Genomic DNA, 13,714 nt, shown 5'->3' on the forward strand with positions numbered 1-13,714 from the left:
TTCCATTGTGTTTCAGAATTGACAAGGCTCATGTCTTGCCTCCCTGCTGCGTTGCATGCTTTGCAACATGCGCTGGGCGGGCCGGGCAATCATGCAAGCCGCCATCATAATGGATGACGTTGCTTAAATGTATCACCGGCTCGGGCAGTTTTTCGGAGCCCGGCGATATGGTGACGAAAAAGCCGCAATCAAGCGGTTTCGGTCTACAATCGTTCAAAAAAGCAAAGGGGGGCGGTAGTTCCGGATGATGGCGTCATGACGCCGGGTGCCGGTGCGCCGGCCTGTACTGCGGATGTGCCGCACAATACCATTTCGCCCGGGCATGCCGGGCATTGCGTGATGAAGCTTCAAGTACTTGGATGCGCGGGCGGCATCGGCGGTCGCGAACGACTGACCACCAGCCTGCTCGTCGATGACACCATTCTGCTGGACGCGGGCACCGGCCTGACCAGCCTCGACGTCGAACAGCTGGCCCTGATCGATCATGTCTTCATCACGCACAGCCATCTCGATCACGTTGCCGGCCTCGCGCTCCTGGTGGACGCGGTACAGGGCCGCCGGACCACGCCGGTCACCGTGCATGCCACCGAAAGAATCGTCGCCGCGCTGCAGCGCCATCTGTTCAACTGGGTGCTGTGGCCCGATTTTGCGATGATCCCCGACGAGGCCAGTCCATCGATGCAGTGGAACGTCGTCAATCACGGCGCCACCGTGCAGTTCAAGGGCTGCAGCCTGACTTCGCATGCGGTCAATCACACGGTCGGCTCGGCCGCTTACCTGGTGCAGAACGAGCGATCGGGCTTTCTGTTCACCGGCGACATGGCTTCCACGCCGGAGCTGTGGCAGGCGATGCGCGAAGAGAAGCGCCTGTCCAAGATCATCGTCGATTGTTCGTTTTCCGATGCGGACATGGAGCTGGCCGCGCGCTCGATGCATTTCTGCCCGAGCTCGCTGATCGCGGACATCGGCGCGGTGCCGGATGCGATCGAGTTCCTGATCTATCATCTGAAGCCGGGCCAGGAAGAACTGATCATGCAGCAGCTGGAAACCGGCGGACGCGGGCGTGCATTCCGGGCGCTCAAGTGCGGAGATATTTTCGAATTCTGACGGTTTCGGATCTATAGGAATGACGGCGCGGCCGCCGGTGCACCGGGCACAACAGGCCACATGACAAAAATACGCAGCGGCGGCACGCAGACCATGACCGATCAGAGCTACACGGAAATTGCCAAGAGGCTTGAAAAGCTGACCGAACTCAGCCTGGAGCTGAGCACCAACCGCGATATCGCGTCGCTGCAGGACCGCATCCTGAAAGCTGCCAAGAGCATGACGCATTCCGACGGCGGCACGCTCTACCGCACCAGCCCGGACGGCCGAAGCCTGAGCTTCCACATCTCGATCAACGATTCGCTCGGCATGTACCAGGGCGGCGTCAGCGGGCACAAGATCAATATTCCCGACCTGCCGCTCTACCTTGCCGACGGCAGCAGGAACCTCGGCTCGGTGGCCGCCTATGCCGCCAATACCGGCACCTCGGTCAATATCGCCGATGTCTACCAGGCCGACGGCTTCAACTTCTCCGGCATGCGCCAGTTCGACGAGCAGTACAGCTATCACTCGCAATCCTTCCTGACGGTGCCGATGCGCAACCACGAGGATGAGCTGATCGGCGTGCTCCAGCTGGTCAATGCCAAGGACCTCAAGACGGGCAATCCGAAGCCGTTCACCGATACCGACCAGCGCTTCATCGAGGCGCTGGCTTCGCAGGCGGCGATCGCCATCACCAACTCGCAGCTGATCGCACGGCTGGAAGACCTGTTCGAATCCTTCATCAAGCTCATCAACATCGGCATCGATGAAAAGTCGCCGCATACCGGCCGCCACTGCGAACAGGTGCCCGAACTGACCATGATGCTCGCCCAGGCGGTGCATGACACGAAGACCGGGCCGTTCGCCGACTTCGAAATGACCGATCGCGACCGGCGCCAGCTCTGGATCGCCGGCCTGCTGCATGACTGCGGCAAGATCACCACGCCGGTGCATGTGGTGGAAAAGGCGACCAAGCTCGAAACCATCTTCGACCGTGTCCACCTGGTCGACACCCGCTTCGAAGTGCTCAAGCGCGACGCGGAGATCCGCGCGCTGAAGGAGAAGCTCGCCTGCGGCAGCGACACGCGCCACCATGAGGAAATCAACCGCCGCCTGTCCGCCGAGCTTGCGCGCATGGATGACGACCGCGCCTTCCTGCGCCATGCCAACGTCGGCAGCGAAAGCATGTCGGCCGACGACCAGAAGCGGGTGATCGACATTGCCCGGAAATACCGCTGGATCGGCCCCGACGGCATGGAGCGCGACCTGCTGGACGACGAAGAGATGGGCAATCTCAACATCCGCGCCGGCACGCTCAATCCGCAGGAGCGCGACATCATCAACAACCATATCTCGGTCACGATCCGCATGCTGGAGTCGCTGCCGTGGCCCAAGCACCTGCAGAACGTGCCCGAATATGCCGGCGGACATCATGAACGCATGGACGGGCAGGGTTATCCGCGCGGTCTGCGCGGCGACCAGATGCCGGTGCAGGCGCGCATGATGGCGATTGCCGACATCTTCGAGGCGCTGACCGCCAAGGACCGCCCCTATAAGAAGGGCAAGAGCCTGTCGGAGTCGCTGCGCATCCTCGGCGGCTTCCGCGAGCGCAACCATATCGATCCCGACCTGTTCGATGTCTTCATCCGGCAGAAGGTCTATCTCGAATACGCCAGGCGCTTCATGGACCCGGCGCAGATCGACCATGTGGACGAGAACGCGATACCGGGCTACACGCCATAGCCGCATGACACAATAGGAGAACACATGCGGCGCCTCCTGCACAAATACGGCCTGCGCTGGCTGATCGGCATGATCTTCACGCTGGCCGCCGCAGCGGCGGTGCTGCATTACCTGCCGGCGGCGCTGCTCGAGCGCATCGATGTGTTCGCCTATGACATGCGCATGCGCCTGGAAAAGCCGGAGCTCGATCCGCGCATCGTCATCGTCGACATCGACGAGCGCAGCATCACCGGCGTCGGGCGCTGGCCATGGAGCCGCGATACGGTGGCCAGGCTGATCGACCGTCTCAGCGAGCAGTACCATGCGCGCACCGTCGCCTTCGACGTGATCTTTTCCGAGGCCGATACCAGCTCGGGCTATACAACATTGGAAGCCCTGGCGAAGAGGGAATTGCGCGATGTCGACGGCTTCCGGGAGCGCATCCGCGCGCTCAAGCCGCGCTTCGACTATGACGGACGCATGGCCGATTCGCTGCGCGACCGGCCGACCATTCTCGGCTACTACCTTTCCAATGAAACCAGTGCCGTCAGCAAGGGCCGGCTGCCGCCGCCTGCGTTCACGGTCAGCCATCTGAAGGGCAGGGAGATCGAGTCGCCGGTCTATCGCGCCTACAGCGGCAATCTGGATGCCTTGCAAGGCGCGGCCAAGGCCGGCGGCTTCATGAACCCCACGCCGGATGCCGACGGCGCAATCCGCCGCCTGCCGCTGCTGGCCCGCGTCGGCGACAATTATTACGAGTCGCTGGCGCTGGCCACCGCCCGTGTCGGACTCGGCGCAAGCGTGGTGCGGCCGGTATTCTTTTCCAGCGACGAAACGCTTTTCTCGGCCGGGCTCAGCCGCGATTACGGCGCGCTGAAAGCCATCCGCATGAACAGCAAGCCGCAGTCCACCATGGTGCCGCTGGAGCGCAACCTGACTGCGCTGGTCAACTTCCGCGGGCCCGGCGGACCGCAGGGCGGGCACTTTCGCTACGTGTCCGCCGTCGACGTGCTCAACGGAAGCGTGCCGACGGAGCAGCTTGCCGATGCCATCGTTCTCGTCGGCACCACCTCGGCCGGGCTGAAGGATCTGCGGGCGACGCCGGTCAACATCGATTACCCGGGCGTGGAGCTGCATGCCAACGTCATCGCCTCCATTCTCGACGGCGACTTCAAGCAGCAGCCGGATTTCAGCATCGCCATCGAACTGTTCCAGATCGCCGCCATCGGCCTCGTTCTCGGCCTGCTGCTGCCGGTGCTGACACCGGTCTGGTCCATCCTGCTCTCGCTGCTTGCCGCCGCCGCTATCATCGGCTGGAATCTCGCGATGTACCATGTCTTCAGCTGGGTCGTGCCGCTGGCGGCCGCCATGCTGCTGATCATCGCGCTGTCGGTCTTCAATCTCGCCTGGGGCTACCTGTTCGAATACCGCAGGGGCAGGGCCATGGTGAACCTGTTCGGCGAATACGTGGCGCCTGAACTGGTCGCGGAAATGGCGGCCGATCCGCGCAGCTACAGCATGGAGGGCGAGAGCCGGGAGCTGACCGTGCTGTTCTGCGACGTGCGCGGCTTCACCACGATCTCCGAGGGACTCGATCCGAATGCACTGCGCGAATACATCAACCTCTACCTCACCGCCATGTCGGAAGACATCCGCGGCAACCGCGGCACACTCGACAAATATATCGGCGATGCGGTGATGGCCTTCTGGGGCGCGCCGGTGCACCTGCCCGATCACGCCTCGCGTGCCGTCGCCACCGCCCTGAAAATGCAGCAGACCGCGCGCAGGCTGAACGAGGATTTCGTTGCACGCAGCTGGCCGCCGCTCAGGATCGGCATCGGCCTGAACACCGGCGAGATGCGGGTCGGCGACATGGGCTCGAAGATCCGCCGCGCCTATACCGTGATGGGCGATGCGGTGAACCTGTCGTCGCGGCTGGAAGGCATCACCAAGGTGTATGGCGCAGGAATTGCGGTCGGCCCTGCCACGCGCGCTGCCGCAGCGGAATTTGCCTACCGGGAACTGGACAGGGTAAGGGTCAAGGGCAAGAATGAACCGGTTCCGATCTTCGAGCCGCTTTGCCTGCAGGAAGAACTCGGCGACGAGGCGAAGGATGAACTGATCCAGTGGCACGCGGCGCTGGAGCTGGTGCGACGGCAGTTCTGGAATGATGCCGAGACCGCATTGCAGACGCTGCATGCGAAGCATCCGGAGGATGGCCTGTACCGGCTCTATCTGGAGCGGGTGGCCTATTACCGCAGCAATCCGCCGGGGCAGGACTGGGATGGCGTGACGACTTTCGACACGAAATAGGACGTGCTGCGGCAAGCGAGCCGGCGCCGATACAAGTTGTTGCAACCCTTACGCAACGACACTGGCTTCGGTGCTTCGGGTGGCGTTTAATGAGTGCATTCCACTTTGTTCCCGTCATCTTTTCGATAGCGAGCTTCCCATGAAAAACAACGCATCCAAGATCTTTGCCGCCCTGCTTGCCGGCGCCGTCCTCGCCGGCTGCGCAAGCCCCAACTATCCGTATCCGGCTTCATCGTCGTCCTATCCGTATCCGGCCTCGCCGGCACCTGGGCCTTATCCTTATCCTGCGCAGACCACCTATCCCGCGCAGACTACCACCCAGCCGGGCTACGGCTATCAGTTCGGCGTGATCGACTCGATCCAGGCAGTGCAGGGCAATGCGCAGAACAACGGCATCGGCGTCGGCACCGTGGTCGGCGGCGTGGTCGGCGGTCTGCTGGGCAATCAGGTCGGCGGCGGCAGCGGCAGGAAAGCGGCGACGGTGGCCGGCGTGATCGGCGGCGCCATGGTGGGCAACCAGATGGAGCGCAACACCCAGGCGCACAACGCCTATCAGGTCGGCGTGCGCCTGGATAACGGCAGCTACCGCACCGTCCTGCAGGACAGCGTCGGCGACCTGTATGTCGGCAGCCGGGTGCGCATCGAGAATGATCGGATCTACCGCCAGTAAGTGCCGCAGTTATGCGCGCGGGCGGTTGCCGGCAGCGGCCGGATGCTGCCGCGCGACCGCGTGACGGCAGGCATCGACCACGCCGCCGGCCGCATGGGCATAGGTGTATTCGCTTGCCATCGCCGTGCTGTTGCGCGAGAGCGCATTCCATTCTTCCGCCTGCGTCAGCAGGCGCGCCGCATTCGCGCTCCAGGCTTCGACATCGAGCGCTTCGATATAGCCGTTGTGTCCATGCACGACGAGCTCGCCCGCCACGCCGGCTTCCGGCGTGACCAATACCGGCAAGCCTGCGGCGCAGGCTTCGTTGGCCACCACGCCCCAGGGATCCCAGCTGGTCGGGAAGAGAAACAGCTTGGCCGCCTGGTAGATGCGCGGCAGTTCCTGATGCGACGTGAAGCCGTGGAAGCGGGTCTCGACCAGGCCGGCATGGCGTGCCGCGAGCTCGCGCAGTTCGGCTTCCTGCGGCCCCGCACCGACGAACATGATGCTGGTGCTGCGGCCGAGCCTGCGTGCCGTCGCCAGCGCCACTTCAAAGGCGAACAGCGGATTCTTGACCGCTTCGATGCGGCCGCAGAACAGAAAGTCCACTTCGCGCCTGACTTCGAACGAGGGGGCGAATTTGTCGTTGTCCACGCACAGGCAGGACCGGAAGCAGGCATCGCCGGCCACGCCATAACCCTGATGCAGCTGCATGCCGCCGTTGCTGGCGGCGACGAATGCCGACGAACGCGCATAGACCAGGCGGCGTACCGCCTTGTGCCAGCGTCCCAGGCCCTTTTCCGACCGGACCGTGCCGTCGGTCATCGCAACATGCGGAATGCGGCGCGCCACAGCGAAGGCGAACGCATACAAATGCGTGGGATTGAAGCCGCCGGTGATGATCACGTCGGGTGAAAATCCATGCAGCGCCGCGACCACGCCCGGATTGTTGTGGATGTAGCGGCCCTTGATGGTGATGATGCGTTCCCTCAGGAACTGATGGCCGAAATGCAGTGCGGGGATTTCCCAATGCCGGTTCGGTTCGCGCCGGGTGCAGAACAGCGCCTGCAGGGTCACGCCCGGCATCCCGTCGAGCGCCTCGAAGAAGGGTATGCGGTAGGGCGGCAATTCATTCGATACCAGGGAAAGTCGCAGCATCATGGATGACAGTGGTTGGTTCCGCGGCGGGCAGGAAGCGCCGGCGCGGTGAAGTACCTGTACAGTTTGTGATTGCAATTCAGGCGCCGCGTTCGACGCCGATGATTGCGTATTCGAAGCAATCCGCGCATTCGATGCGGCGCATCAAACACGCTGGCAATGTGCCGCGCATGCTGCTGGATGCCGGTTGTCCGATGCACGCGGCCGATGGACATGACGGATCGGACGGCATGGCAAGCCGTTTCGGTCGCTGAATGATGGAAAGGAGTCGAATGATGTCTGCCGGAAAAACCTATGTGCATGCCGGACGCCGGCGTGCCATCTTCCGTCTGAATGCGCTCGGGCTGGGCGCGGTGCTCGGCACCGGCTTGGGAAGCGGCAATGCGGCCGCGCAGGCGCCTGCCGCCTGCGCCCTCATGCCCGCTGCGACGGCAGGGCCGTTTCCGCTGCTGGCCTTTCTCGGCACCAGGGCGGCGGTCCGCCGCGATATCCGCGAATCCCGGCCCGGCGTACCGCTGACGCTGAATATCCGGCTGCAGAACATCGACGCGGGCTGCGCGCCGATTCGCAACGCCGCCGTCTATGTCTGGCATTGCGACCGCGATGGAGGCTATTCCGGCTACAGCAACGGCAGCAACGGAGACCATCGCGGCGGCACTTTCCTGCGCGGGATACAGATGAGCGACGAGCAGGGGCAGGTCAGCTTCACCACCATCTTTCCCGGCTGGTATCCGGGCCGCATCACGCATATCCATTTCCAGGTGTATCTGCGCGATGCCAAGGGTGGCCGCGCTGCCGCAACCAGCCAGCTGGCCTTTCCCGATGACGTGGTGCGCAGGGTGTATGCAACCGACGCCTATCCGCGCGGACAGAACGGCACGGTGCGTGACATCGCCGACGACGGGCTGTTCAGCGGAGACGGCCGCCTCCAGACGGCCACGGTCAGCGGCAGCGTCGCGAGCGGCCTGGTGGCCGCTTTGAATGTCGGAGTTAGTGCGGGTGCATGAGACGATTCGATGTCATTGCATCGTCATGCCGCCGTCATTCTGGCGTAAGAAAAGCGTGCTTGAAAAATGACGGTATCCGGAAAGCTCGCGGACAAAGCCGCTACATCGCCCGCTTTATTTGCTTCCAAGCGTAAATTTCGGCGCAAACCCGCAGCCAGACGCCATTTCTTTTGTTAGAATCAGGGCCTTTTCTGAAAGGAACATGATGAACAAAACTGAACTGGTAGACGCAATCGCGGCAGAGTGCGACCTGTCGAAAACAGCCGCTCAACGCGCCCTGGACTCGGTCATCAACAATATCGTGAAAGCGGTTGCCGAAGGCAAGACCGTGCAGCTGGTCGGTTTCGGCAGCTTCGGCAGCGGCACCCGCGCCGAGCGCACCGGACGCAACCCGCGTACCGGCGAGGAAATCAAGATTGCTTCCGCCAAGACGGTCAAGTTCTCCGCTGGCAAGGCATTCAAGGACGCCGTCAACGGCTGATAGCAGCCTGAAGAACGGCACGATTTCCGCGGCGAAGATTATTGCATCTTCGCCGCTTTCTTTTTCCCTCCCTTTTTTCTTCCCTCTTTTCCTCGCTTCGAAATCATCGACATCGATGAGCGGCAGCGCATTGCCATTGACACTTGCCATTGCCCGCAGCGGATTCAACGTTGCTGCGCGGCGTAGCCTGCCAGAATCGCCAGCACCTGCCTGATGTCCGCAGGCTTGACCAGATGATGATCGAAGCCGGCGTCCCTTGATTTCTCGTGGTCCTTCGCCTGGCCGTAGCCGGTGAGCGCAACCAGCAGCAGCTTCGCCGATCCCGGCTGCATGCGCAGCCGCCGCGCAAGTTCATAACCATCCATGTCGGGCAGGCCGATATCCAGCAGGAAGACCTGCGGCGCATCCTGCCGCATCACTGCCAGCGCATCTTCTGCCGCATGGCCGACCATCACCTGGTGGCCTTCGGTTTCCAGCAGCAATGCCAGGCTTTCGGCTGCATCGACATTGTCGTCCACCACCATGACACGCAGGCCTTGCTGCGCTGCTTTGGCCGCTTCGGACTCTTCCTGCGGCTGCTGCGCGATGCTCGCATCCTCCGGGCGAGGCAGGCGGATGATGAATTCGCTGCCCTTGCCGGGCCCGTCGCTGCGGGCGTCTACGCTGCCTCCATGCAGATCGATCAGGCTGCGCACCAGCGCCAGGCCCAGCCCCAGGCCTCCCTGGGAACGGTCGGGCGAGCGTTCGGCCTGGGTGAACAGGTCGAAGATGTGGCCGATCAGTTTCGGTTCGATGCCTACGCCGTTGTCGCGCACCGAGATCCTGTACATGCCGCTGCCCGGTTCCTGTTCCTGCTCCACGCGCAAGGCGATGACGCCGCCGTCGGGCGTATATTTGGCGGCATTGTTGAGCAGGTTGGCGAGCACCTGCACCAGGCGGGTATGGTCGCCGAGAACGGGCAGCGGATGGTCCGGGACTTCCAGCCTGAGCCGGTGGCTGCGCGCGTCGATCAGGGTGCGCACCTGTTCGACCGCGCCGGCGATGATGTCGTGCAGGTCCGCCATCTCCCTGTCGAGCGTGATCAGCCCGCGCGTGACCCTTGACACATCCAGCAAGTCGTCAACCAGCCCCGTCATGTGCTCCACCTGGCGCGCAATGATGTCGCTGGCGTGCCTGACCTTGGGCTGTTCGGTGCTGATGATCCGCAGAATCTGCGCAGCATTGCTGATCGGCGCCAGCGGGTTGCGCAATTCATGCGCGAGCATGGCAAGGAACTCATCCTTGCGGCGGTCTGCGGCGCGCAGGGCTTCGTCGGCGAGCTTGCGTTCGGTCACGTCGTAGCCTTCGACGAAAATGCCCGATACCGCCCCGGCGGCGTCCTTGACCGGCTGGTAGATGAAGTCTATATAGCGCACGGCGGCGGCCGAACCCGCCGTTTGCGCCAGGGTGACCGGCGCCTGCTGTGCGAAGAAGGGTTCTCCGGTGGCATAGACGCGGTCGAGCTGCGCAAAGAAGGGTTGCGTCTCGAGCTCGGGCAGGGCTTCGCGCACCGGCTTGCCGATGATGTCCTGGCGGCCGGTAAAGCGCAGGTAGGCGGCATTGGCCAGTTCGAACACATGCTGCGGGCCACGCAGCACGGCCATGAAGCCGGGCGCCTGTTCGAACAGCGTGCGCAGGCGGTCGCTTTCGGCGGCAAGCTGCGCGGAGAGCGCTTCCTCCGCACGTCGCCGCTGTTCCTCCGCGCGCGCCCGTTCGATGGTGGCCCAGGTGCGCTCGGCCACCTGTTCGGAAAGCGTTTCGTCTTCCCGGGTCCATTGGCGGGGCGCCGCTTCGTGGAGGTAGAGAATCGCCTTCAATCGCCCCGCCTTGATCAGCGGAATCACCAGCAGCGACATCACGCCGATGCTGGCATAGCCTTCCGCGTAAGGCGCCGAACGCGGATCGTTCTTCATGTCGTCGAGGCGCAGTATGCGTCCGGCTTTGAGTTCGGCGATGATGTCGGGTCCAAAGCTGTCGAGCGGACGGGTTTCGCCCGCCAGGCTGGCCACGCTGCCGTTGGTCCAGTCGCGCGCCACCGAGACTTCCTTGCCCGAAGCGTCGATCTCGCCGTAGCCGACGCGCGCCACGCCGAGATGGCGGCCCAGCGCTTCGGCTCCGGCCTCGATGATTTGCAGCGGATCATCCATGCCGCGCAGCAGGTCGGCGAGATGCAGCTCGAATGCCTGGCGGCGCTCGGCGAGGATCTGGCCGGTGGTTTCTGTACAGGCGCAGAACATGCCGGCGACCCGACCGGTTTCATCGCGCGCCGGCGAATAGGAAAAGGTGAACCAGGTTTGTTCGTCGTGCCCCTTGCGCTGCATGAGCAGCGGCAGGTTTTCATGGAAAGTGGCTTCGCCGGCCAGTGCGCGGTCGATCAGCGGACTGATGACCGGCCAGATCTCCTGCCAGATGTCGTGGAAGCGCCTGCCGAGCGCTTGCGGATGCTTGGCGCCTAGCACCTCGATGTAGGCGTCGTTGTAAAGGAAACCGAGTTCGGGTCCCCAGGCCACGAACATCGGAAACTGCGAATCGAGCATCAGCCCCACGACCGTTCGCAGCGCGGACGACCATTCTTGCGGCGGTCCGAGCGGCGAACTGCTCCAGTCCTGTTCGCGCATGAGTGCGCGCATCATGCCTTTACCTGCAAGAAAATCGAAGTTGGCAAGGGACTGCTTGGTCATCGAGGGTACATGCGCCTTTGCATGGTGAAGTTGGTTTGTCGACATGATGATCGACAAGCTTGCCGTGGTTTGATTCCGTCAGTGTGCGCGAAATTTCCTTTCTGCATGAGTCAGGGCAAAAGCACCGACAATTCCTGCGCTCCTTTCAGAAGCGCCGGCAGGAATTCCTCGGTCATTTTTCTTGCACTGACCCGAGTGGCCTGCGCGCCGATGTTGAGTGCCGCGATCACGTTGCCCGAGGCGCCGCGCACCGGCACCGCAATCGAACGCAGGCCGATTTCCAGTTCTTCCTCCACCAGCGCATAGCCGGCAACCTGCACCCTGGACAGGATCTCGCGCAGGCGCGCTTCCGAAACGACGGTCTTGTCGGTGAAGGCCTTCAGTTCAATTTGCGAAAAGTAGGAAGCCAGCGCTTCCTCGTCCAGATGGGCCAGCAGGATTCTGCCGAGCGAGGTGCAGTAGGCGGGCAGGCGGCTGCCGGTATTGAGCGCCACCGACATGACGCGCGAGGCGGCCGAGCGCGACACATAGAGAACTTCCCCTTCATCCAGCACGGCGAGCGAGCAGGATTCGCCGAGCGCGCGGCTGATGGCATTGAGCGTGGGCTGCGCGGACACCGTCAGCGGCGTCGATGACAGATACGAATAACCGAGGGTCAGAATTTTCGGCTTGAGGGAAAAGTTGTTGGCTTCGGAATCGACATAGCCCAGTTGCTTGAGCGTGAACAGGCAGCGCCGTACCGCCGCCCGAGGAATGCCGGTGCGATGGCTGATCTGCGCGATCGTCAGGCTGCGCCGCTGGTCGCTGAAGGCGCGGATCACCGCCAGTCCGCGCGCAAGCGAGGTCATGAAACTGGGATCGGTCAGCGCATCGATCTCTTCGGCAATGGTCAAGGCCCGTTTTTCTTCCGCCGGACCGCTGGAACCCGCCAAGGCTGCCTTGCCGGTCTTCTTCGTATTTACTTCGGTTTCCATCTGATTCTTTCCCTAAATATTGCTGTGCATCGTGCCAGAGCAGGCGAAATTCCGGGCAACCAGAACTTGCCGCATCGCGTCACCAGTTGTGTTCGGCCACCGAACACATTCGTTTTCTCTGTCTTGACGCCCCGGAAACGGGATAGCTACACTGCAAAAGTGTTCTATAAACAGACATTAGTTCGTTAATCGAACAAAGTCAATCGGGCAACGTTGCCGGCAGCCCAGCACCGGCAACCGCTTTTCAGGACTCCAACGTGATCAATAAAATTTCCGAATCCCTGCAGGCCGCAGTCAGAGACATCCATGACGGTGCCACTGTCATGATCGGCGGCTTTGGCAACGCCGGCATGCCGGCGGCGCTGATCGATGCGCTGCTTGAACAAGGCGCACGCGAACTCACCATCGTCAACAACAATGCCGGCAACGGCGACACCGGCCTGGCCGCGCTGCTCAAGGCCAAGCGGGTGCGCAAGATCATCTGCTCCTTCCCGCGCCAGGTCGATTCGCATCATTTCGATGCGCTCTACCGCGCGGGCGAGATCGAACTCGAACTCACGCCGCAGGGCAATCTCGCCGAACGCATCCGCGCCGCCGGCGCCGGCATCGGCGGTTTCTTTTCGCCGACCGGCTACGGTACGCTGCTGGCCGAAGGCAAGGAAACCCGCGTCATCGACGGCCGCAACTACGTGTTCGAAACGCCGATCCATGCCGATTTCGCGCTCATCAAGGCGCTGCGCGGCGACCGCTGGGGTAACCTGGTGTACCGCAAGACCGCGCGCAACTTCGGCCCGGTGATGGCAATGGCCGCCAAGTGCACCATCGCCCAAGTGGTGGAAGTGGTCGAACTCGGCGAACTCGATCCGGAAGCGATCGTGACGCCGGGCATTTTCGTTCAACGCGTGGTATTGGAAGGAAAACAGGCATGAAGCGAATGACGCGAGACCAGATCGCCGCGCGCGTGGCCAAGGATATCCCGGAAGGGGCATACGTGAATCTCGGCATCGGACTGCCCACCATGGTGGCCAACCACCTGCCGAAGGAGCGCGAGATTTTCCTGCACAGCGAAAACGGCGTGCTCGGCATGGGGCCGGCACCCGCGCCGGGCGAAGAGGATGAAGACCTGATCAATGCCGGCAAGCAGCCGGTGACGCTGCTCACCGGCGGTTCCTATTTCCATCATGCCGATTCATTCGCAATGATGCGCGGCGGCCATCTCGACATCTGCGTGCTCGGCGCTTTCCAGGTGTCGGCAACGGGCGACCTTGCCAACTGGCATACTGGCGCTCCCGACGCGATTCCCGCTGTCGGCGGCGCGATGGACCTGGCGGTCGGCGCCAAGCAGGTATTCGTGATGATGGAACACCAGACCAAGACCGGCGAAAGCAAGATCGTCGCCGAATGCAGCTATCCGCTCACCGGCATCGGCTGCGTCAACCGCATTTATACTGACCTCGCGGTCATCGACGTCACGCCGGAAGGGCTGGCGGTGCGCGAGATGATTTCCGATATCAGCTTCGAAGAGCTGCAGCGCATCACCGGCGTGCCGCTCAGGCATGTGCCGCTGTGATGACACATTGATTGCTCTCAACCCCATTCCA

At 62.8% G+C, this 13,714-nt stretch carries 11 protein-coding genes; 8 read left to right on the top strand and 3 right to left on the bottom strand.

Annotated elements, in window-relative coordinates; all coding sequences use genetic code 11:
- Positions 1–255: 255 nt before the first annotated feature.
- From IGW03_RS14085 to IGW03_RS14100, 4 genes are all read left to right on the top strand, one after another.
- A complete protein-coding gene (locus tag IGW03_RS14085) occupies positions 256–1,107 on the top strand; it encodes a 3',5'-cyclic-nucleotide phosphodiesterase (RefSeq protein WP_194723204.1) in 852 nt (283 codons plus the stop codon).
- Positions 1,108–1,167: 60 nt separating this feature from the next.
- Positions 1,168–2,832, top strand: a complete 1,665-nt coding sequence (locus tag IGW03_RS14090; RefSeq protein WP_228535517.1) for a GAF and HD-GYP domain-containing protein — start codon at positions 1,168–1,170, stop codon at positions 2,830–2,832.
- A 24-nt stretch (positions 2,833–2,856) separates the two neighbouring features.
- On the top strand, positions 2,857–5,124 hold the full coding sequence (locus IGW03_RS14095; RefSeq protein WP_194723205.1) for a CHASE2 domain-containing protein: 2,268 nt from the start codon (positions 2,857–2,859) through the stop codon (positions 5,122–5,124).
- 139 nt (positions 5,125–5,263) lie between these two features.
- Entirely contained in the window at positions 5,264–5,794 is a 531-nt protein-coding gene (locus tag IGW03_RS14100; protein ID WP_194723206.1) for an outer membrane lipoprotein, read from the top strand.
- A 9-nt stretch (positions 5,795–5,803) separates the two neighbouring features.
- Here the strand turns inward: IGW03_RS14100 and IGW03_RS14105 are convergent, their stop codons facing one another.
- Positions 5,804–6,934: a glycosyltransferase family 4 protein gene (locus IGW03_RS14105; protein ID WP_228535519.1), complete on the bottom strand. Its 1,131-nt coding sequence runs from the start codon at positions 6,932–6,934 to the stop codon at positions 5,804–5,806.
- Positions 6,935–7,203: 269 nt separating this feature from the next.
- Between IGW03_RS14105 and IGW03_RS14110 the strand changes: the two genes are divergently transcribed.
- Together IGW03_RS14110 and IGW03_RS14115 are read left to right on the top strand one after the other, a co-directional pair.
- The gene (locus IGW03_RS14110; protein WP_194723207.1) at positions 7,204–7,938 is read left to right on the top strand and encodes an intradiol ring-cleavage dioxygenase; all 735 of its coding nucleotides are present in this window, start codon (positions 7,204–7,206) and stop codon (positions 7,936–7,938) included.
- A gap of 205 nt (positions 7,939–8,143) precedes the next feature.
- The gene (locus tag IGW03_RS14115; protein WP_151637074.1) at positions 8,144–8,419 is read left to right on the top strand and encodes an HU family DNA-binding protein; all 276 of its coding nucleotides are present in this window, start codon (positions 8,144–8,146) and stop codon (positions 8,417–8,419) included.
- Between the two features lie 164 nt (positions 8,420–8,583).
- Here the strand turns inward: IGW03_RS14115 and IGW03_RS14120 are convergent, their stop codons facing one another.
- Entirely contained in the window at positions 8,584–11,139 is a 2,556-nt protein-coding gene (locus IGW03_RS14120) for an ATP-binding protein (protein ID WP_194723208.1), read from the bottom strand.
- A 110-nt stretch (positions 11,140–11,249) separates the two neighbouring features.
- Complete coding sequence (locus tag IGW03_RS14125; RefSeq protein ID WP_194723209.1) at positions 11,250–12,113, bottom strand: IclR family transcriptional regulator domain-containing protein; 864 nt, start codon at positions 12,111–12,113, stop codon at positions 11,250–11,252.
- Between the two features lie 257 nt (positions 12,114–12,370).
- Between IGW03_RS14125 and IGW03_RS14130 the strand changes: the two genes are divergently transcribed.
- Positions 12,371–13,042: a 3-oxoacid CoA-transferase subunit A gene (locus tag IGW03_RS14130; RefSeq protein WP_194723210.1), complete on the top strand. Its 672-nt coding sequence runs from the start codon at positions 12,371–12,373 to the stop codon at positions 13,040–13,042.
- On the top strand, positions 13,039–13,683 hold the full coding sequence (locus IGW03_RS14135; protein WP_194723211.1) for a CoA transferase subunit B: 645 nt from the start codon (positions 13,039–13,041) through the stop codon (positions 13,681–13,683). Before IGW03_RS14130 ends, IGW03_RS14135 begins: the two co-directional genes overlap by 4 nt.
- The last annotated feature ends 31 nt before the right edge of the window (positions 13,684–13,714 follow it).

It is taken from the genome of Noviherbaspirillum malthae, from assembly GCF_015352985.1.
In the GTDB taxonomy this organism is placed as follows: Bacteria; Pseudomonadota; Gammaproteobacteria; order Burkholderiales; family Burkholderiaceae_D; genus Noviherbaspirillum; species Noviherbaspirillum malthae.